Below are 21,114 nucleotides of genomic sequence, written 5' to 3'. Positions count from 1 at the left end.
AAGAGAGGCTAAAAAAACTTATCCACAGAGCGAATGAAGTGAATATAAGTTTCGGGAAGTGAATTGTATCCTCTTTTTTTTAAAAGAACCAGTCTTGACATTTTGCCACTGTTTACTTTGAAGGCATTTTTTTCGAAACCAACTGCAGATTCTAAATATGACAGGCATATTTAAGAAAATAACCAGCAGCCCAAGTTTAGCTCTGAGTGAAATTACAGCTGCCAATCTTTCCATCGGGTAGAATCGCATTGCAAAAAGAACTCAGGGACTTAAGCTGCTCCGGTGTGATCTTCGCATTGTATAAATTAGATCCAGCCAAACTGGCACCTGATAAATTAGCGCCAGAAAAATCTGAGGATGTAAAATTACTATTACTCATTCTCGCTTTTTTTAAATTTGCGAAACTAAAATCACTATAAGAAAAGTCAGCAGCCCCAAGGGAAAATTCGGTGGCCATTATGCGATTAAATTTTGAGAATTGATGATTACCCCAAATACTCAAACTGGAACGAATTAAATTGCTATCACTGAGAGTAATAGCGCCACTCTTATCGGTAAAAAGATAGAAATCATTGCTCAAATCACAAGCCTCACAAACTCCTGTCTTTTCAAATTTTTCAACCTGTAATGGATTAGAAAATTGCTGGGAATAAATTACTGTAGAAATGGAAACTAAAGATAAAAATAAACAACTTCTCATGACTCCCTCATTCAAATAACCAACTGCGTTCCTGCTTCATAAAGTATTTTACTTCATTATTCAACGAATTACACTGCGTAATTGGTATATTGTTTTACATCGGCCAGGAAATGTCTAGCAAGCTCTTTAATGGATTCAATAATCTTTACCTGTATTATACTGTGTCTTAATCATTGTAATAAGAAGCCTCTTTAAGCCCTAAAACCGCGCCAATTCTTTGAGAGGCCGAAATAAAACTACAAAAAGCTATTAACTCTACAACCTCCGCTTCTGAAAAGTAACTTTTTAATCCTGCTATTTCTTTTTCTTCAACCAGGTTGGAGACTGCAAATTTATTGGCAAATCGAAGTGCTTCGATCAAACGGTTATCCTCGGGGTTTTGATCGGGCGGGCCGGCTTTTGCCATACAGTATTGGCATTGGTTATTAAATGCTAACACTCGTCTCATTTGCTCAAGAAAATCTGGACTAAACCTAGAACTTTGAAAAAAACTCGATTCAAGCTGACTCCAATTCTCAAGTATTTCAGGCACATGGCCTAAAATACGTTCGAAGGGGGATGAACCAAACTCTGATAATTGAATTAATGCCATTTATCTCTCATTCTCTTCTATGTCGAATTTCGATACAGTGCGCCAGTCAATAAAGCGGTGTATCATGTTTTTGGAAAACTTAAAACCTATAATCAATATATTACCTGTTTGCAAGAGCTTAATTAAGAAAGCTGATGAAAAGAGAAAATTCCATAAGCAGTCTATCGCAGTTTTTACAATCTAAATGGCAATCGTTTATCGTGCTCCTTTCCCTCCTGGCTATCTGTATCTATCTTATACTACGCGCAGCTAATTCCGGGTTCGCCAATGTTCCTTTATTAGCTTTGATTATCATAGGAGGAATCCCGTTATTTCTGCAAATCTTTTTTAAACTGCTAAAGGGTAATTTTGGTGCGGATTCCCTGGCTGCAATTGCTTTAGTCACGGGGGTTATCTTGCAGCAATATTTAGCCGCATCGTTAATAATCCTGATGTTAGCCAGTGGACAGACATTAGAACGTTACGCACGGCATAAAGCATCTTCTGTCTTATTGGCATTGGTGAAACGAATGCCCACTTTTGCTCATCGTAAGATTGATGGTGATATTTCTGATATCCCCGTAGCTGACATTCATATTAATGATGAAATTGTTATTTATCCGCATGAAACCTGCCCTGTGGATGGCATAGTCATTGAGGGAAATGGTTCAATGGATGAATCTTATCTTACCGGAGAGCCTTACCAGATTTCCAAGGCACCCGGCGTGTCCGTTTTATCAGGGGCTATCAACGGTGAGTCGGTACTTGTCATTCAAGCGTCCAGACTACCAGTCGATTCACGGTTTGCGATTATTGTGAACGTTTTAGAAGAAGCAGAACAAAAACGCCCTTCGATCCGTCGATTAGGGGATCAAATTGGGGCAATTTTTGCACCTCTGGCTTTATTATTCGCAGCGCTCACCTGGTATTTTACAAATGATGCCATCCGTTTTCTTGCGGTACTGGTTATTGCCACACCCTGCCCTTTACTAATTGCTATTCCCATTACGATTATTAGCGCGATTTCACGCGCTGCAAAACAGGCTATTATCATAAAAGATCCAGTCGTTCTGGAGCGCTTACCTACCTGTAAAACTGCTATTTTTGACAAAACAGGAACACTGACCTACGGCAAACCCACTTTAACCCAAATTCATACCACTCCAAATTATACAAAAGAGCAAATTCTGCAATATGTCGGCAGTCTCGAGCGTTATTCAAAGCATCCCCTTGCCAATGCTGTAATTAAAGCAACAAAAGAACGACATATTGATTTATTAGAATCGACGGATGTATCGGAGAAGCCTGGACAGGGTTTAAACGGTATCATCAATCATCGAAAAGTAAATGTTACGAGCCGAAAAAAACTATTAGAAATGTTGCCTGATTCTCAATTATTGCTCCCTCCTGTTTCCCCAGGTTTAGAATGTATTATTTTAATTGATAGCGAATACGCGGCCACTTTACATTTTCACGATGCACCGCGGGCAGAAAGCAAATCATTTATCAGTCATTTGAAGCCAGCGCATCAATTTAAAAAAATTATGCTGGTTTCCGGAGACCGTGAGTCCGAGGTGAAATATCTTGCGGAATTAATTCCGTTTACAGAAATATATGCGTCTCAAAGCCCTGAACAAAAACTGGCTATCGTGCGCAGAGAAAGAAAAAACGCCCCTACAGTATTTATGGGAGACGGCATTAATGACGCCCCCGCTTTAACCGCAGCCACCGTTGGAATTGCTTTTGGGCAACACAGCAATGTGACTGCTGAGGCTGCAGGCGCTGTTATTATGGAAAATACCTTAAATAAAGTAGATGAATTGCTACATCTAAGTATCCATACAAGAACTATTGCCGCACAAAGTGCTGTAGGAGGAATGCTTTTAAGTCTTATTGGAATGGGATTTGCCGCAACGGGTTATATAAATCCGGTTTTAGGTGCAATTCTGCAAGAATGCATTGATATCCTTGCGATTGCTAATGCCTTACGCCTTGCATTTGGGTCCGAAATTAAAATTGATCTGCCAAATAGTTAAAAATAGGAGTACATGATTCTCCCCCATAAATTTGAACCCCCTGACTTACAAGCGATTTTGACCTTTGAGCAAATTATCGAACTCATAACCAGGCAAGATCAAGCTTAATTATTTGCGAGAATGTTGTATTCAAAGTACTTTTAAGGGTTACAATAATCGCAATATTGTGGCTCAGCTACTTTCACACCGTCTCCTCTTGGCCGCTTCTCTTGATAATCACACTGGATACAACCCCAAATCTCGTATTGGCATAATGAAGTCGGGGATGAGCATTCACCGCAAGGAAGGTAGCCTGAGACTTGTTTTAATCCAAAACCAGGAGCTAAGCAGTCAGGGCAACAGCATTGAATTCGATGAGCTAACTTTTCGGCTAGCATAGAAATCGCATTCATTCTGGTTGGATTCATCATGGCTCTCATATCCGTGGCAAGAAAGAGCTCCTTTTCGTTTTGAAACCCAAGAGAGAGGGCATTTTTCAGCGCTGTTCTGTCTCTAATTCCTTTCGCAAGCACCTTTTTATCACTATTGGTCTGCAAAGTGAGGCCATGTTCGGGGAAACCTGCTTTATCTAAAAAATCGCTTAGCTCTGTTTGTGCAGTTATTGTCATCATACGATAATTTGTTTTGGGTGTAGTATATTGCTCAGCAATCACCCAATTGTTTTTGCGATCAAGAAATACCATAATCTCATGATCAACAGGGGTAAATGGAAATGCTGGATGCGGCCCAAAACTTCCCTCACTGGCAATGACTAAATCATAACCGTAATCCTCTGCAGCACGTTTTGCCTTTAAAACACAGGTATCATAGGGGCTTAGTGTCCTTGGTATTTCACCAGTAAAGCTTCCAAATTGGTCGGTATCAAATTCGTGCACATCCAATGTGCACGAAAGTGTATCAAAAAATACCTTAGCAATTGCTTTTTCTTTCTCATGTTTTGAAGCAAGTAAAACCGACTGATTTCGATAATGCATGATTAAGCTCCAGTAATTGAGTGGAAATAATCCATTCGCGCCACATCAACATCAGAAACAAACATCACACCCGAGTTTGTCTGAAATCAGATACTATGATTTCTATTTTATTCATTGGATGTAATTCTACTAAACGCCATTCTCCAGATGGGTAGAGTTGATAAGCACTTTGACTATTCGGATCAATGACTACCAAATGCACCCACTCATTAAAAAATAAGGTTTTTAAAATGGAGTGTTTTTCAATCACTTGAGAAACCATCTTTCTGGGAGCGTAAACAACTGTCAATAAACGCTGTGGTTCATGATATGTTTTATCATCCGAGCTCATTACCGACTGCAGGGGAAGACCATGCATCAAATCGCTTCCATTGCCCTGCATGATCCCAATAGTTCCAACTACATTGTGAGTGACTTTGCTTCCACTTCCAAAAGCAACGTTATCTAAAGTAGAAAATAAGTATTGAGTATTTATCCATTCAGCCACCACCATGGGCGCAGTCAAAATCGTCTCGAGCAGTGCCCCGTCATGGTCGTGCTCAAAGCAGTATGAATGAAGAAAGCAACGGCCATCAAGGTTGATATTTTTTGTTAGATGCCGAGGTGCCACAATAAAGGCTGCATTTCGTGCCAAACCCCATTCAGGTCGTGTTTCAGACCAATCCAGGCTTCGTCGCATTATGTCTTTATGGGGCTTGTTACTCTGCAATTTTGTTCCCCGCTCCTGGTTGGTTATGCGCTTTGCTTCTTTCAAATCGGCTTGCAGTTGAGTCAGAAGTTCAGGATATATTGGTGTCTTCACTGCCTCTTCGGAATAAAGCTCAACGCAATCCGTCGTTGTATTATGCAGTGCCCCGTAAAATATCGTATCCAGGGGGATGTGCATGCCGCGGTCTTCCAGACCATTCCGAACTTCAGGCTTATTGAGAATCGCTGCCAATAAACGGGCATTGATACCGCCATGATTACCACCACAGGCCCCGCAATCCAGAGCTGATGCATAGGGATTATTTTCAGTAGTACTTCCATGGCCGCAAAGAATAATGAGCTTCGCAAAACCTGAAGTAAGTCCCATTAGACGCAATACCGTTTCAGCATAACTAATCTGCTCTTCCAGGGACAAGCCTTGCTCTGCATCAGTTTGGCTTGACTCATAAGCAACCCTGGTCGGCATACGGGGCTTTAACCAACTTTTGATGGCCGATACTGCATGGTTACTTAGTTCTGGCGATAAAGATTTAACAGTCATATTCAGACCGCACCAAAGACCTAAGGATTCAACTAAGGCAAAGGGGGTGGACACATTGTGTTTTAGTTGCGTATACAGACTTTTGCAGCGGTCAATGAAGGCCTTTCCTCGCTGATAATGCTCAAAAACATCTTTATTGGCAGCCGGTATTTCTTTAACGGCATATTTTGGTTTTAACAAGACCGGACAGCACTCTTTATTTCTATTGCTATCAAACTCATCCACACGCACAGGAAGACCAAAAAAACCGGCAAAACCAAAGGTTTCATAATGGCCCAGGGATTCAATGGCGCGACGAAAAGGCTCGGAACGTACATCAATACAAAAAACCAACTGCGCATTTCTTCGCGCAAGATGGGACTTTTCTTTTTCTACCTCCGGCAAAAGCTGGCTTAATAGCTTTTGCCGATAGGAGTTCTCGTTGCTTTTTAGTTTCGCCAACATTTTTTTAACCAAAGAACCATCGCCGAGACTTTTTTTTTCTTTAGCTGCGTCAGGCCAGAAAATACAGGTTAGCACCAGGCGCACTGCCAGAAAATCAGTGAGAGTTACATTAGTTTCTCCCGTTTTTTTTGAATTCTGCCAGTCTGTTTTCCATTTCGCAAATCCTGCCCATCCTGGTAAATAGGAAAGCGACTTTGAAAGAAATGCCTCTTCCTGCCCTTCTGGAACATGAAGTCTTTGCAGACAGATCCTGATTGCTTCTTCCGCAGACTCAGGTAATTGCTGTAGAAATTCCTTTGCTTCTTTTTTATTCTGGTGCACTTGCTTATCAAAATAAGCCAATTTTAAGAATCCAAAATAAAACCCTTTCTCCCTAAAAGGCATATCAATACTGCCTTGTCCCGCATCAAAAAAGCCTCCACACCATTTGATCATTTGAATATTGACGTCCTCCAGTTGCAGGTTACGTTCAGCCCTTTGGCGTTTAAAGTTACCTTTAACCTGAGCCAGGGCGTCTTCAAACGTTTGTCCTTCAAATCCTTGTAATGGATTACAGGCGATAAACGTTTCAAGCGGCCAGACAGGTGCGATACATTTTGCAGCATTGTGTACCAAGGCTTGAATTTCAAGCGCCTTGTTTTTTCTACCATGGAAGCTAATATCTGCATTTTTAATTTCTTTCGTCGCACTATTCTGTTTCAATGATATTTTTGCAGCGGTCATAAATACTCCTTAATATCTTTAGTAGTTGTAATCGTTTCGTAAAGCGGTGACAGTTTTTACAGAGGGCTGGCTTGAATTAAATAAGCTCATATAAAGCCAACAGCCTAATCTTGATTGGCCAATTGTTTGATGCATACCCAGATTAAAGAAGGCCCATAACGCCGCAAATGAGGTCATAATCGCCCAATGGATTATTGATAACTGCGATGCTTTCAATATTGAGATGCCTGGTATTAGCCACTGAATCAATTGGATACTCGCGCCATACATTAGGCCGGAAATCATGGCAAGAAGAAGCGCCAACACGAAACTTGACACCGTTTGGTGGGCCCTGATCCAGGTGAACATGAGTTGTGAGCCAGCTATAAAGGTAAAAAACAAAACAAAGCTGCTTGCCTCATGCACGGAGAGCGGCTTATTTGTTGCAAACGCAAAGGAAACCATTGCCACTATCCCGCCAGAAAGAGAAATCATAAGCATAATGAGAGACCCTTTAGAGCAATTGGTCTCTGATTTTCTTTGTTTCACCGCAGAGCCTGAACTTAAAAAAAGATAGGCCTTGAATAATCCATGCCAACACAGATGCGCTATAGCTGCAGCAAATAAGCCAACGCCGCATTGCATCATCATGAACCCCATTTGTGCCATAGTCGAGCAGGCCAACATTTTTTTTACATCATGCTGCATCAACTTCCAGGTAGTACCCAGTAATGCGGATATAGAACCGACTATGAATAATAGCGTTAGCAAGCCGGGGCAAAGTATCATCAGTGACGCCAATTTGACGATTAGAATTCCTCCGCCATTAACAAGGCCTGCATGCATCAAAGCAGAAACCGGGGTTGGTGAATTTAAAGAGCTGATTAACCATCGATGAAAAGGAAATAATCCGGATTGGACAACTGCGCCAACCATGATTAGGCCCATTGAAATGGAAAATAAGGATGGATTGCCGAATTGAGTTATCTGCACTAATGATGAAATAGAACTTGATCTATAATTTACAGCTAAAATAATAAAAGCGATTAATAGACTTAAACATCCTGAGGCCAGTGTATAAAAGGCCAGGCGCGCAGAGTTTTTTGCAGCCGCCCATTCAGATTTATGTACCATCAGCAGTACTAGAAATACATTGGAAGCAGATAAGGCACACCAGAATAAAAACAAATCATCGGCAAGCACCATGATAAGCGCTGTCAATGTAAGCGTTGATAACAGAAGAAAAAAACGTCTGTAGAGCCTATCCCCATGCATATACCTTAGTGAAAAGCGATGCACGATAAAGCTCACTAATAAAATTAAACAGCATAACAACAGGCCCAAGGTATTGAAGCTAATTAAGAAGTACACTGCTGAATTCTGAGATAAGGATAAATAGGAAAGCAGCCCTAGCCCAGTTAAAAAGCCGCCACCAATACTGTAACCTGCCATGCGGGCTGCAACAATTGGCCGCGAAATTAAACTGCAGTTTAAAGCAAGTGCGATAATTGGACTGGACAACATGAGACATAAAAAAAATAAAACTATAGTATTCACATCATTCCCCATTAGAGATTGTTTTGTTACAATGAGAATATATTAGATATACTGATATAAGTGAAATTAAAAATATTTATCTTTTCTATTAGGAATTCTAATGTCATTAGATACAGTAACCCTGCAATGCTTTCTGGCTGTGGCCGACACGCAAAGCTTCACTAAAGCAGCTGCCCGTGTAGGCCGAACCCAATCAGCGATAAGCCAGCAAATTGCCAAACTCGAAAATTTAATTGAAAAACAGTTGGTTACCCGTGGGCGAGAACTATCCCTTACCCCAGAGGGCGAACTTTTTTTAAGTTACGCTAAAAGGATATACGAGCTGCATCGCGAATCACTAGACCGATTTAAGACACCGGAGCTACAGGGCGAGCTTCGATTTGGCCTTCCGGAAGACTTTGCCTCCATGATGCTTTCTGAAGTACTGGTGGAGTTTTCCAGGCTTCATCCCAGAATAATGCTCAATGTGGAATGCGATTTAACATTGAATCTTATCAAACGATTTCATCAGGATGAATTTGACTTAATTCTGATAAAGACCAATGAAAAAAATCTGATTTCTGAGGGCGTCAATGTATGGAATGAGCCCGTAGAATGGGTAGGCAAAAAAGAGTTGCTGCCAGCGCTCAATGATAAAGCAGTAATCCCCTTGATTCTTTCACCCACCCCATGCGTCTATCGCGGTAATGTGATTGAGTCCCTCAATCAACATAATCTCAAATGGCGCCTGGCATTTAGTAGTCCAAGTTATGCGGGCAAAATGGCGGCTGTCAAGGCGGGCCTTGGGATCACAGCCATACAGCGAAGTATGATTCCCAATTATCTGGATAGACTCGATGATTATTTTCTTCCCTCTTTGAAAGACATTCATGTATCGTTAATTAAAAAAGAGGCTGCAAGTAAAGCGATTGATTCTCTTGAATTTTTTATCATGGATAAATTAAAACTTAAATAAAGGATTTGGAACGCTGATGAAACAGGGAATGAGTTCGATTGCTGAGGTATTAGATAAAGCGACGATTGCATCAATCGTGATGATAAGTGTGGTCGTAAGCCTGCTTAGCTTAAGCATACCTATTGCAGCCCAAACTTTAGTCAATCTGATTGCCTTCGGCAAGTTACTACAGCCGGTAGTCACACTAAGCATCATCGTACTTGTATTAATGATAGCGCTGGGGGCTTTAAATATATGGCAAACGGTTATCATCGAAGTCATTCAACAGAAACTAATGGTTAACATAAGTCTGAGCCTGACCCGTCAGTTTACTCATTTGTCACTCGATAATTTCTCTTCACATCATGGACCTGAGCTCGTTAATCGCTTTTTCGAAGTGGCAACCATTAACAAAGCATTATCAAGTCTTTTACTCTATGGAGTAAATTTGGGTCTGCAGCTTTTTTTTAGTTTAATCCTGCTCCTTTTTTATCATCCGCTTTTTCTCATATTCGATGGATTTATTATATTAAGCATTGTTTTAATCGTTTTTTTGCCCTACCGTAAAGGTTTGGAAAGTGCTGAAAAGGAATGTACTGAAAAACACCAAATAGGTGCCTGGCTGGAAGAGCTGCTGACCAATCGCTTTTTATTTCGTTTTAATCGCTATCATCGCTACGCTATTCTGCAAACGGATAGACGCCTGGTTCATTTTTTAAAGGCTCGCAATATCCATTTCAGGCAACTTATTAAACATCAGATTGGATTTTATCTTCTCTCAGCAATCGCCAGCAGTTTATTACTCGGCCTGGGCGGCTATCTTGTGATTAACAACCAGTTAAGCCTGGGCCAGCTCGTTGCAGCAGAAATTGTACTTGGCGCGTTAATTTATGCTTTCAAACGATTTGGTGTCCTTTTAGAAAATTATTACGACCTGCTGGCTTCCGAACATAAAATTGATCTGGTATTAAATCTTCCAACGGAACCTGTCAACACCGAGTTAAGCGAACTTATCAATCCCATAAAACACATCACGCTAGTCACCAAAGAACAGAAAAAAGGAGCGAGCTCGCCTGGAAACCCTCTGGTTATCTGCTTTAATGAGACACTCAACCAAGAGTCACTTGTCGATTTTATCTTGGGTTTTAAAAATAATATCGATCTCAGCGTGTATATCAATCAGACTCTCTGCCATCAGGAATACAGGCGCTCCCTTCGTGAACACACCCTGTTACTTCGAGATAAAGACTGGTTTGCCGGCAGCATTTATGACAATCTGCGCCTTAACCAGGCGCCTTTTCCGATACAGCAATTAAAAGAGCTTTTAAAATCTTTTGGAGTGATGGATAAAATTATGAGTCAGTCTCATGGCTTAAAAACCATGATTTATGATTGGGAGCAGGTGTTTACTGAACTCGAGCTCATTCAACTCATGGTGATTCGCGCATTAATTGCAAAACCCAAGCTTATTATCATCGATAGCCTCTTTGATAGACTGGCCATAAATGACATTGAATTACTGCTCTTCCATTTAGCAAACCTCAATGAGACGCTTTTGATAATAATCACTCAATATCCGAATCATATTCCCTTGTCTAACTGTCTGGTGCTTTCATGAAGCTACATGCCTATCAAATGATTGGCAAATTACCCAATCCGCGCAAAATCGCCAAGATTATCTTTTTAGTACTTTTTATCTTAATTTTACTATTGAGTTTCACCCCTTGGCAGCAATTTGCCCTGGGGAGCGGGAAAGTGATTGCATTCTCCCCTACGGAGCGATTACATACTGTCAACTCACCTATCTATGGCAGAATTAAAAAATGGTACGTCGACGAAGGGATCCGTGTTAAAGCGGGAGACCCCATTGTAGAGATTAGCGACAACGACCCAGAGTTACTCAAACGATTGGAGATGGAAAAAGAAGCGATTTTGCTTCGCATTAAAGCGGCACAGCAATCGTTAACCGCAGGAAAAGCCAATGTTGAACGCCAAAAGAATTTGTTTCTGCAAGGTATAAATTCAAAACGTCAATATGAACTGGCTCAAATAGAATATGCCAAATATCAAAATGAACTGGCACAAGCCAATATTGATAAGGTCAGCATCGATGTTCGCATTGCCAGACAACAGACTCAACTCATCAAAGCGCATGTCCCGGGAGTGATAGTCAAACGCCTGGCCGGACAACAAAGTGTTGTTGTCAGAGAAGGAGAGATCTTGGCTGAGATTATACCTGTCACCGAATCCAGAGCGGTAGCCCTTTGGATTGATGGGAATGATATTCCATTTGTTTACCTCAATCAAAAGGCACGTCTTCAATTTGAAGGATGGCCGGCGATTCAATTTAGAGGCTGGCCACAAATCGCCGTAGGCACTTTTGGCGGAAAAGTGGCCTTTATAGATCCGACAGATAATGGCATGGGATTATTTCGCGTCGTAATTGTACCTGATGAACCCTGGCCTGATCCAAACTTTTTAAGACAGGGAGTTCGTGTTCATGGTTGGGTTCAATTGGGTGAAGTACCTTTATGGTACGAGCTATGGCGCCAATTTAACGGCTTCCCGCCTGAAAGCGTAGCACAAAAGGCGAATTTATGAGGGTATCAGCATTACACGGGCTTTTCACTATACTAACTGGCATAGGCCTCTTATTGGGGTATTCATGGTCCTATGCCTCCCCCAAAACGCAGGAATTGAGTTTAATGCAAGTGTTGCAAAGTATTGACACTCACTATCCTCAAGTAAAAATAGCACGTCTCGAAGTCATAAAAGCCAGTGGGGCCTTTGTTAATGCCAATGGAAAGTTTGACCCAACCCTGGAAGTCAGTACCCGCTCACAACCCGCTGGTGGTTATATTAATAATTTTGGTGATACTCAACTCACCATCCCAACCCTCTACAACGGTTTGAAACTTTTTGCAGGCTATCGGAACGGGCAAGGCGACTGGCCCATTTATTATCAAAACTATTTGACGAACTCAGGTGGAGAATATCGGGCTGGGTTATCACTTCCCTTGCTTCGCGACCGGCTAATCGATAAAGAGCGCACCGGATTATTTTCTTCTGCTCAATTGATGCTCATGAAGGCACAGGACGTCGAAGCAATCAAAATAAAAATTTATCAGGAGGGAATTAAAGCCTATTGGCAATGGGTAGAAGCAGGCCTTCAAATAAAAACATTCAAGCAACTGCTGCGATTGGCAAAAAAAAGGCAACGGGCAATTGAAAAACAGGCAAGTCTTGGGGATTTGCCGGAACTTGCCATCAGTGAAAATTTACAGCAAATAATTCAACGAGAACAGTTACTCAATCAAGGCCAAATGATATTTGAACAAGCAGGCATTAATTTGTCTCTATATTTTCGGGACCCACAGGGAAACCCGCAGGTCCCCGGGGAACAATCCTTACCTGCATTGAGCAGCACTTCAAACAATAAAGCAGAAATACAAACATCGCTCAGAGAACACCCTGGTGTTAAAAAGCTTAACCATTATGCCAATATGATAAGGCTCAAACGCGATCAGGCACGTAACGAACTCCTGCCTCAATTAGATGCAACTGCGTACACCTTCAAACAAAATGGAACAGGAGGATACCCTTTATTAATTCCACAAGCCGCAATGGTCGGATTATCGTTTAAATTTCCCTTATTACAAAGAGAAGCCAGGGGAAACCTGATCCAGGCTGAAAGTGAATTGCGACAAATTCATGCAGAAAAGCGATTTTTTTATGAACAACTTAACAATGAATTTGCAAATATACTGATTGGTATAAATAGAAGCAGGCAGCAAGTCAGCCTGTTAAAACAAGAATTGCGCTTGGCTAAAAAGGTACAGGAAGGAGAAACAAAAAAATTTTATGGCGGCGACAGTACTTTATTTTTAGTCAATCAACGCGAGCAAATGACGACACAAATACAACTTAATACCTTACATGCTCAAGTACAATTGGAAGAATTAAAAGCCAGAGCTCGCTTTTTCAATTCAACCTGCAGAGAAAGCCGGACATAAAGTCAGCAGCGTGATTATTATATATACTATAGAAATAAGACCTGTTAACTAAATCGATTTATGTGAAAATATTAATAACTACCGCTCCTTTTGAGGCCGAAAATACAGGCGACATCAGCTACGCGCGTCAGATGGAGAGATGTTTAAGAGATTCAGGACATGAAGTAACTTATCTGCGTGCTCAAGGGCTTGGCTTAGCCGTTGAAGTGAGTAAAGCGCTTGATACCTCTATTAGGTTAAGTGAAACCTACGCTGCACTAAAAAAAATTGGCGACTCATTACTGCATTATATCTTGACCACAATTTCCAAAGACACAGTTCTTTTCATGCATTTCAGAATTCCTCATACTGGATTTAGCTTCTCAGCAAAGCATCTTTCCCAGCTAAAAGCAGCTGGATTTAAAATATGTGCATTGATTAATGAACATAGCTGCAATAGAGAGGAACCTACCGAGATAGATAGAAATTATCAGACAGCCCAATTAATTCCTTTTTTTGATCGTATTATTACATTTAATCCTATAGATAAAGCAGGCTTACTCCAGACAGCAGAAACCAAAAATTTTTATCACTGTACAGATACCAAGATGTCTTTAGCTAAAAGCAATGCATGGACTCTTTTTCAGGTCGGTGATGAATACCCTGCACAATTCTCATTGGAAGAAAGAATATCTCTTATTCCAGCCCCTATACTAAGCGCTAAAAAATATGATCCTGGTCCTGCAGACAGACCAGATAATATATTGATGTTTGGAACTATCCGACGAAACAAGGGAAACACCGCCACGCTAAATTTAGCCCGATTGCTGGCTGAGAAAGGAGTTTCAACTATTCAGATTAAAATTGTAGGTAAAGTACTGGCTGATATGAATGGTTTTAGTTCCTTCAGACAATATGTATTGTCCACTTTTCCTGACCGCCTGGGATTTTGTGCTGATTTTAAGCCTCTCGAACGCATGCTCGCTGAAAAAGAGCACAGAATAGCAAAATTATCATCCTTAGATGACTATGAAAACGAGTTCAATAATTTATGTAGAGAAATAGTCAAGGATTTGGATTCGCAGGTCACGAAAAAAAGACCTAAAGCCCTACCCATTGAATTTCATATCGATGTGAGTGAGGAAGCTTTCCGAAGATTGTGCCATCAATCTCGCTACGGTATTAAATTCGACAAAAAAGGGTTTTGCGATAATGCCTCAACTATCATTAACATGATGGGTTTCGGATTGATTGTGATTTCAAACAAGACCCGTATGCTCAATCCTGTTTTCGATGATTGTCCCGCAGAGGAATTGCCTTTAGTTTTATTGGAGACGACTGAACCCGAAGCAGAACTTCTTTTTCAAACCATCTTTTATTTAAAAAGAGATGTACCTGCAAGACAGAGGATTCAGAAAAATCTGGAACGGGTAATGACCACAATGTATGATCCAATGCGCGTGACGGCTCAGGTTGTGAGAGTGCTTGAAAAGGCATTGAATATTGAGCGTCATGCCAAACAGGAAGATGAGGAGACAGATAAAACTGAAAACAAGCTCTCATCAAACTGTGTCACGTCATCTCGAAGGCAGTGAGCGATCTCCGAATGCGGGCACAAACCAGGATTTGGGAGATCTCTCACTGCGTTCAAGATGACGGCGTGCCTGTGAGTAATGGCACAGTTTAATGAACCCTCTCTAAAAATTCCTAGCTATCAATTATCATAAACCTTCCAACCAGAGAATCATCACTCGTATTGTGTTTCTTGTTCATAGAGTTGGAAGCATAGAAGCGAGACAAACCAGGAGCTAGTTTAATAGCCCCATTTAAATCCGTCTGGGTTCTTCTGTGATATTCAGAAGAAACACGCTCCCGTAGGGCTTCTGGAACTAAAGTAGCCGAAACGCCGATATGATAATAGGGCATCTTTTCTTCGCTTAATCCTGTATCTTCACCAGGGCCTAGAGCCTCAAGATGCCGAACGGCTTCGTAGTCAATTAGACGATTATATATTTCTCCAACTTCAATTACGGAATGGTGGCCGTTATAAACAATGACTCCACATAAAACTATCGCTAGATAACCTGCGGATCGGGATTGGAAAACTCCCAATGAATCATGAAAAAAACCGAGATCAAGCAGCGCAACAAACACTCTAGCCGCAGTTGATGAGGCACTGGCAATCAAGGGTAAAGAAGATCCATTCCCTGAACCCCAGCTTGCGAGATGTTGAATATAGGGCACCGGCACTCGTTTTATAAAATCTTTTGGACGGTCCGCGGGGTTTAAAGGGATTTTGTAAAAGGCCATTTTTTCTTCAAGAGCTTTCAGCGCCTGGTTCGCTTCTGGAAGGGTTCTATGAGAGGCAGATATATCGTTTTCAAATCTTCCAGCAGCGACTGCGGCATCATATTTTTCAACGACCACCCTTGCCTTCTGATACACATCCGCAGCGGCAAAAGCAGCCTTTCCAGATCGATAAGCCCGAGTATGAAGAGCCGCACGTGGAGCGATGTCAGTGTCAATCTCCATGCCTAGGCCGCGGGTTATGGCAAGATGCTCCGGGGTGCGGCGTACTCGCATATCGAGCTCTGCCTGGGTTGGCATTATCCACCTGTAAATGCTTTCAAACTCCAGTTTGCTTTCACCAGTCTTAGTCCGTGCCAGTTGTTCTACATAGCAGAAAGAGCAATCAGTGATCATCTTCACCACCTTGCTTAAGCAATTTACATCGGTAGTTCTCCTTATTCTTTCGGGCTCCATAATTGCCGAGAATCTTATTAAAAGCTCTTTCAGCAATTCCTTACTGCTCTTGATTTCAGCAGTAGAATATTCCTGCATCACCCCGTCCCACTGCGGATCATCCGATGAATGTTCAGAGATAAGAAAATCCAGTGATTTCTCCTCTGAGGCATTCAATTTAACACTTGTCTCTAGTTTATTTAGAATGGGAGTAATAACTACGGCTCTCAATTTCTGAGCTGCGTTCGCAATCTCTATTTTACAGTCAGCATCATCTTTAATAACGTGCAAAACAGACTCTGCAAAATTACTATCTTGTTTCGCGGTAGGCAAAAGCGTCTCCCTGGTAAAAACAATTTCTTTGGTTATCAAGTCTTGGACCTGATTTTAGAGTTGTTGTACATATCCTGAAAAATGGCTATCCCGTTTAACGATAGACAAACGCGCCTCGCTAGTCATTGTCGAGCTATCTTTTTGGAAAAATGCACAATTATTCTCCCCTACTTTAGAACTTGTTGGCGATTGTAACTCGTTGACCCAGCTATTTTTGTTCGTTAATAACATGATAATCGCATCTAAACTGTTTTTTATTTTGCTGGCATCTTCATAAGAAAGGGTTGCAAGTTCGACATTTAATTTATCTTTAACATCTTTAAAAACTGTTTCATCCTGAACAAGACAACAGGATACGATAAGTTTTTTTAATATCGAATGTATGTGAGCATGAGGCCCAGATAAGGAATTCAAAATTTTATATAACGCTAAAATAGCCGCAGCAGCTTCATTTAAATTATGAACAATCCTCAGTCGAGCACCAGCAGACAATCCAGTAAATCGTCCCTGATATTCATCTAGTTCAACACGACATAAACTAAGAATTTCAGCAACATCAAGTGCTGTAGGAGTACTCCTGACTTGATAAAAATCGCTGGGCTTTTTTAACAGATCAAATAAAACATTATTCCTATCTTTTACACTGGTGGTATAGCCACTTTTATCCGTTAATTCCCGGACTTTTATTTCAATCATTTGCTTTAGTTCATCATCAATCGATTCAAAACGACATTCCTCTTTAAAATCATGAGGCGCCAAAGGATGAAGTCCTAAAGCATCCAGTTGAATTATTTTGCTTTGAAATGTTCCGCATGAATCATAAACGGCATAACAGACAGAGGAATAGTAGCCACTCTTGCTTACATCTTTGGGGTTTAAATAAACGTATATGGTTTGTTTTGAGGGGGCTTCTGGTGGAGGATAAAATTCAAACTGATACTCGCCCAACCAGTCCCCGAAAATCCAGTCTGTATACCAGCGAATACGATCTGAAAATGAGGTAAAAAACACATGCAGCATTTTAACAATATCATCTCGCCATGCGTCAGCATCGGCAACATCATAACGCCTGGCTCTTCCGTAATCGATTAAATGAGGAGTACCTTCTTCATCAACTACAATGTTTTTTCCATGGATATCACCATGTATATAAGCTGTCTGTGAAAGAGAGTTTTTTCCAGTATGTATTTCTTGCAGAGCAAGCGCAATTTTAATTGCTAGCTCATATCGCTGATCGAGCGAAGCCTTATGCCTGTCAAGGTATTCAAATAAACGGATGCCGAGAAATTGATAGGCAATATAATGCTTCAGAGGGTATTTCTTTGAGCAGCTTGTCCGTGTCGCTCTTTGGCCAGCTATTCCTAAATCCTGAGCCACTTTCGACTCCTCAGCAGAATTAGCAGCTTCCTTTTCACTCGTAACTACTTTTAAGGCAATTAAATGGCCGCTCTCCTCTTCAGCAAGCTTGGCATGCCCATTTATTCCTGCCCCTAAATAGCTCCCTTTCCCTGACATAGCCACAATCTGACGATCTATAATTATAAATGAGTGATTTAAAATATTGGGATAATCTTTCCTGCGCAGTTTATTACCGTCCGGCAATAGCCTCCCTTCTGGCATTAATATTTTTTTGGCAAAATCCCATTCAAATGCCTTTTCTTTTGCTGACCATTCAATTTCAGGCATTAAACAATTTTCCTTTAAGATGTTTCTTTGTCAAAAAAGAGCGATTAATATACCATAAGCGGCCTTATTGATCAATTTATGATCACCCAGGCTTACTCAGTCATCGCGTAAGTAATTAGCCTGAATTTTAGTGATCTGATTATAGCTCCGGGAGCTGCTTAATCCGGAAGCAAAAGAGTGAATATGGATAGAGGGGCTTATTTGTGTTTCTTTTTATTTTTTTTCTTGTCTTTCTGTTTGCCGCCACCAGTCTTCAGCCACATCTCGCTACTCCCCATGTCGCCAACCCCCAGGTCGCCGCCGCCAACCCCCCCTGAGAGTTTTTCCAGTTCAGTATCTGAAACTTTATCCAGTTTTTTATCTTTTGGTGTAGATTTTTCTGACATAAGTATCTCCTGTGGCAAGATATCTTGCTTAACTAGTATAGAAAATGTTCAAATATTTATCAACTAAACGGTGGCAATTTACTAAATAATCACAAATTCACTACTTATTGATTGGGGCAGTTTTCCGATGCTCATTCACTCTGATTTTAAGCTGCCCAAAGGCTAATGGTGGCAGAAAGAGATTAAGCAGCATAGAACATGATGATGTAATTAAAAATGTCCTGTTGAGCTTCCCATCGGTTTTGATAATTTGTGTGATTCATAGACATCGTTTCAATTAACTGATGAGATTTACCGGTCTTATGAAACAGCAAATTAAAGCTAGATTAACTTGGGTAAATCTTTATCTAGAAACTAAAGATGCAGGATATGTTTGCCGTAAATGTGGCATTACTCGCCCTACCCTGAGGAAGTGGTACAGACGATATTTAGAGGCAGGGATCGATGGATGGAATGATCAAAGCAGAAAGCCTCATTTATCACCAAATAAGAAGTTAAATTCAGAGCTGATTGGACTAATTCATATTATACCAATTGTTGGCCTTGCTCTGAAATCCCACTTTTTGTCAGTTCTTCCAGTATCTAAGAGAAGGATGGCGAACTATTTGTTTCTAATACCTCTTCAGCTGCCGAAGGTTTTACCTCCTCACATCTAATATTGCCCACAGCTTCTCGAAATCGTTGATTTAAATCCCGAGCGGATTCTAAATCAACCATTTCTTGTGTTTCATGCATAGGCACATCAACCCTATCAGTAGGTTGTACCAGCACTCCATGAGCAGTCTGATGGTCTGACAATTCTGAAAGAGCAGCAAAAAATGAAGAGTGCTCTCGAGATTCTGGTAAAGATCATTATCTACTTCATCCTGACCAGCATTTGTAGTTTTTCCAACAGCGAGTGAAGTGCTTGAAAATTCATGCCTGCTTCCTTCTTTGGGTTCGACATAAGCATAACTTACGCCTGGAATATGAGCGGGCCCAGCTATATTTTTTAATTTATCTTTGGATGGTGTAGGCATAATATGTAAATAGCTCTAAAGATATATTCATTATAGGGCATAGCTTTCTACTGGATTGATATCTTCATATGGCAAGTAAAATTTTGCTTAACCACACGCGAAGCCTAATTTGCTAATACTCCTGCACTCTGGATGGGCATTTACTGTACTTTTCCATCCATCGACATTCCACTTTTTTTCATCCCTATCTTTTAAGATAATTCATTTGCTCTAATAACGACGGATTTATGGGATTCACTTTAATGCTGAAGCTTTTACTTCTCACTTTAGCAGCGTAGCGACCACTACAGTACATTATGAATATATCACTGACCGAAGGATATCTAATTGGCTCTGGTGGTGTGGCTTTTACAAAAAAACTTAGAAATTTGTCAATTTGCCGATCAAATATAAATTCATCAAAGTATTTTTCTTGTTGCTTTATTGAATATGTATGAATTGAGTTTGGAAGCCCAATTTCATCTTGATTAAATTGGTATCTTTTCCATAGCTCATATAACCATTCTTCAGGTGTTCTGGATTTATTATAAAATTCATCGTTATACCAGCTTGGCCTTGTTAATTCTTTTGTCATACTTCATCTCTTTGCTTTGGAGTAGGCTCCATTTTGGAACCTACTGCGAACATCTGAATATAAGTCTGTGCGGGTTAATCTTACGACTGATTATTATCTCAATATTCTGCCATATGAAACCTTGATTGCGCCTGTCGGCTCCATCAAGGCTACATTTTTATTTATTTTAATTTCGATTAATGATGGTTTTTAAACTTCGACACATATTCGACACAACAATTTGAGATTTTCAGATCTTTACGTAACCCATTGATTTTATTATGCCGTTGTGCGGAATCGAACCGCGGACCTTCTGATTACGAATCCCGATCCATACTATAAGTAGCAAGCATACACCATAAATAAAAACAGTAAAATCAATTAGTTAGGTTATTGCGATTATTATGGTGTATTGCAATGAATTGCCTTTTCTTGCCACCTAGTGCCACTATAGTGCCACTAAACCACACGCTAGAAATATAACCAAATATAACCTATAATAAGCATTAAAGAATAATAACAATGGTTTTAAAGGATGTCGTACACGTTACTCATCAAAAAACAGGCTAAGAAAGCCCTGCAAAGTGTACCACAACCAGATAAAACCCGAATAACTGAAAAGATTGTGTTACTGGGAAAGAATCCTGATGACACAAGTTTGGATATTAAGAAGTTAAAAGGTGAACCCTATTTCCGATTACGTGTGGGGTCATGGCGAATTATTTTCGATAGAGATGATCAGGTGAGGATTGTTTCTATCGAAAAAATCAAACCACGTGGAGGTGCTTACAAATGAACCTACAAACGATTAAATCACTCGATGGTAAAGTGGAGTATGTTTTATTGCCTGTTGCTGCTTATAAAGCTCTGCGCCATCAGATTACTGAGCAATTAAGGCATACACAGGAAAATGAAGACTATGAAATCTTTGATCCTGCTGATTACGTGGACAATCCAGTAGCATTGGCTCGAATCCAAGCGGGACTCACTCAAGAAGAACTAGCCAAGCTAATGGCAGTAACTCAGGCTTATATTAGTAAAATTGAGAATCAAAAAAACGTGTCTGTAAAATTATTGAATAAAGTTCACGAGGCTTTGAAGGGATGATACCTTAGTGAGTTTCATTATTTGGGCTCTTAAGCTCTGAAAGTGATGGTATCAAAAATCCTACCTCTACATTCAAGGCAAATGCAATCTGTATTAAGTTCTGAATAGATATATTTTGCTCGCCCGTTC

General features: G+C 40.6%; 18 protein-coding genes and 1 pseudogene. 9 read left to right on the top strand and 10 right to left on the bottom strand.

Annotation, left to right across the window (positions count from 1 at the left end):
• Positions 1 to 196 precede the first annotated feature (196 nt).
• Together LXA66_RS06635 and LXA66_RS06630 are read right to left on the bottom strand one after the other, a co-directional pair.
• Positions 197 to 700, bottom strand: a complete 504-nt coding sequence (locus tag LXA66_RS06635; RefSeq protein WP_233012490.1) for a pentapeptide repeat-containing protein — start codon at positions 698 to 700, stop codon at positions 197 to 199.
• Positions 701 to 866: 166 nt separating this feature from the next.
• Positions 867 to 1,292, bottom strand: coding sequence for a hypothetical protein (locus LXA66_RS06630; protein ID WP_233012489.1), 426 nt, complete (start codon positions 1,290 to 1,292; stop codon positions 867 to 869).
• A gap of 134 nt (positions 1,293 to 1,426) precedes the next feature.
• On the opposite strand from LXA66_RS06630, the gene LXA66_RS06625 reads away from it, so the two are divergent.
• Positions 1,427 to 3,307, top strand: a complete 1,881-nt coding sequence (locus LXA66_RS06625; protein WP_233012488.1) for a heavy metal translocating P-type ATPase — start codon at positions 1,427 to 1,429, stop codon at positions 3,305 to 3,307.
• Between the two features lie 140 nt (positions 3,308 to 3,447).
• Here LXA66_RS06625 and LXA66_RS06620 read toward each other — a convergent pair whose 3' ends face one another.
• From LXA66_RS06620 to LXA66_RS06610, 3 genes are all read right to left on the bottom strand, one after another.
• Positions 3,448 to 4,281, bottom strand: a complete 834-nt coding sequence (locus LXA66_RS06620; RefSeq protein ID WP_233012487.1) for a DUF6671 family protein — start codon at positions 4,279 to 4,281, stop codon at positions 3,448 to 3,450.
• A gap of 64 nt (positions 4,282 to 4,345) precedes the next feature.
• Entirely contained in the window at positions 4,346 to 6,697 is a 2,352-nt protein-coding gene (locus LXA66_RS06615) for a DUF2309 domain-containing protein (RefSeq protein ID WP_233012486.1), read from the bottom strand.
• Between the two features lie 18 nt (positions 6,698 to 6,715).
• Positions 6,716 to 8,233 carry a proton-conducting transporter membrane subunit gene (locus LXA66_RS06610; protein ID WP_233012485.1) on the bottom strand — a complete coding sequence of 506 codons (1,518 nt, stop codon included), beginning with the start codon at positions 8,231 to 8,233 and terminating at the stop codon, positions 6,716 to 6,718.
• A 100-nt stretch (positions 8,234 to 8,333) separates the two neighbouring features.
• Between LXA66_RS06610 and LXA66_RS06605 the strand changes: the two genes are divergently transcribed.
• The 5 genes from LXA66_RS06605 to LXA66_RS06585 all read left to right on the top strand — a co-directional run bounded on the left by LXA66_RS06605 (position 8,334) and on the right by LXA66_RS06585 (position 14,754).
• Positions 8,334 to 9,188: a LysR substrate-binding domain-containing protein gene (locus tag LXA66_RS06605; protein ID WP_233012484.1), complete on the top strand. Its 855-nt coding sequence runs from the start codon at positions 8,334 to 8,336 to the stop codon at positions 9,186 to 9,188.
• Between the two features lie 13 nt (positions 9,189 to 9,201).
• Positions 9,202 to 10,785: an ABC transporter transmembrane domain-containing protein gene (locus tag LXA66_RS06600; protein ID WP_370637231.1), complete on the top strand. Its 1,584-nt coding sequence runs from the start codon at positions 9,202 to 9,204 to the stop codon at positions 10,783 to 10,785.
• A complete protein-coding gene (locus LXA66_RS06595; protein ID WP_233012482.1) occupies positions 10,782 to 11,768 on the top strand; it encodes an HlyD family secretion protein in 987 nt (328 codons plus the stop codon). Before LXA66_RS06600 ends, LXA66_RS06595 begins: the two co-directional genes overlap by 4 nt.
• Positions 11,765 to 13,180, top strand: coding sequence for a TolC family protein (locus tag LXA66_RS06590; protein ID WP_233012481.1), 1,416 nt, complete (start codon positions 11,765 to 11,767; stop codon positions 13,178 to 13,180). Before LXA66_RS06595 ends, LXA66_RS06590 begins: the two co-directional genes overlap by 4 nt.
• Before the next feature lie 62 nt (positions 13,181 to 13,242).
• A complete protein-coding gene (locus tag LXA66_RS06585) occupies positions 13,243 to 14,754 on the top strand; it encodes a hypothetical protein (RefSeq protein ID WP_233012480.1) in 1,512 nt (503 codons plus the stop codon).
• Between the two features lie 112 nt (positions 14,755 to 14,866).
• Here the strand turns inward: LXA66_RS06585 and LXA66_RS06580 are convergent, their stop codons facing one another.
• From LXA66_RS06580 to LXA66_RS06570, 3 genes are all read right to left on the bottom strand, one after another.
• On the bottom strand, positions 14,867 to 16,234 hold the full coding sequence (locus LXA66_RS06580; RefSeq protein WP_233012479.1) for a hypothetical protein: 1,368 nt from the start codon (positions 16,232 to 16,234) through the stop codon (positions 14,867 to 14,869).
• A 54-nt stretch (positions 16,235 to 16,288) separates the two neighbouring features.
• Positions 16,289 to 17,920 carry a phosphotransferase gene (locus LXA66_RS06575; protein WP_233012478.1) on the bottom strand — a complete coding sequence of 544 codons (1,632 nt, stop codon included), beginning with the start codon at positions 17,918 to 17,920 and terminating at the stop codon, positions 16,289 to 16,291.
• A 197-nt stretch (positions 17,921 to 18,117) separates the two neighbouring features.
• Positions 18,118 to 18,306 (bottom strand): hypothetical protein, encoded by a 189-nt coding sequence (locus tag LXA66_RS06570; protein ID WP_133138819.1) that lies wholly within the window; start codon positions 18,304 to 18,306, stop codon positions 18,118 to 18,120.
• Between the two features lie 302 nt (positions 18,307 to 18,608).
• On the opposite strand from LXA66_RS06570, the pseudogene LXA66_RS06565 reads away from it, so the two are divergent.
• Positions 18,609 to 18,806 (top strand): annotated as a pseudogene (locus LXA66_RS06565) (helix-turn-helix domain-containing protein); the annotation flags it as partial.
• 204 nt (positions 18,807 to 19,010) lie between these two features.
• Here LXA66_RS06565 and LXA66_RS06560 read toward each other — a convergent pair.
• Positions 19,011 to 19,325, bottom strand: coding sequence for a hypothetical protein (locus LXA66_RS06560; RefSeq protein ID WP_233012477.1), 315 nt, complete (start codon positions 19,323 to 19,325; stop codon positions 19,011 to 19,013).
• A gap of 184 nt (positions 19,326 to 19,509) precedes the next feature.
• Complete coding sequence (locus LXA66_RS06555) at positions 19,510 to 19,899, bottom strand: hypothetical protein (protein ID WP_233012476.1); 390 nt, start codon at positions 19,897 to 19,899, stop codon at positions 19,510 to 19,512.
• Between the two features lie 514 nt (positions 19,900 to 20,413).
• Between LXA66_RS06555 and LXA66_RS06550 the strand changes: the two genes are divergently transcribed.
• Complete coding sequence (locus LXA66_RS06550) at positions 20,414 to 20,674, top strand: type II toxin-antitoxin system RelE/ParE family toxin (RefSeq protein ID WP_233012475.1); 261 nt, start codon at positions 20,414 to 20,416, stop codon at positions 20,672 to 20,674.
• Complete coding sequence (locus tag LXA66_RS06545; protein WP_233012474.1) at positions 20,671 to 20,985, top strand: helix-turn-helix domain-containing protein; 315 nt, start codon at positions 20,671 to 20,673, stop codon at positions 20,983 to 20,985. Before LXA66_RS06550 ends, LXA66_RS06545 begins: the two co-directional genes overlap by 4 nt.
• Positions 20,986 to 21,114 lie beyond the last annotated feature (129 nt).

The organism is Legionella sp. 16cNR16C (assembly GCF_021297775.1).
GTDB lineage: Bacteria > Pseudomonadota > Gammaproteobacteria > Legionellales > Legionellaceae > Legionella_C > Legionella_C quinlivanii_A.
The sequence above is the reverse complement of the archived record's forward strand: the minus strand, read 5'-3'. Positions and strand labels throughout refer to the sequence as shown.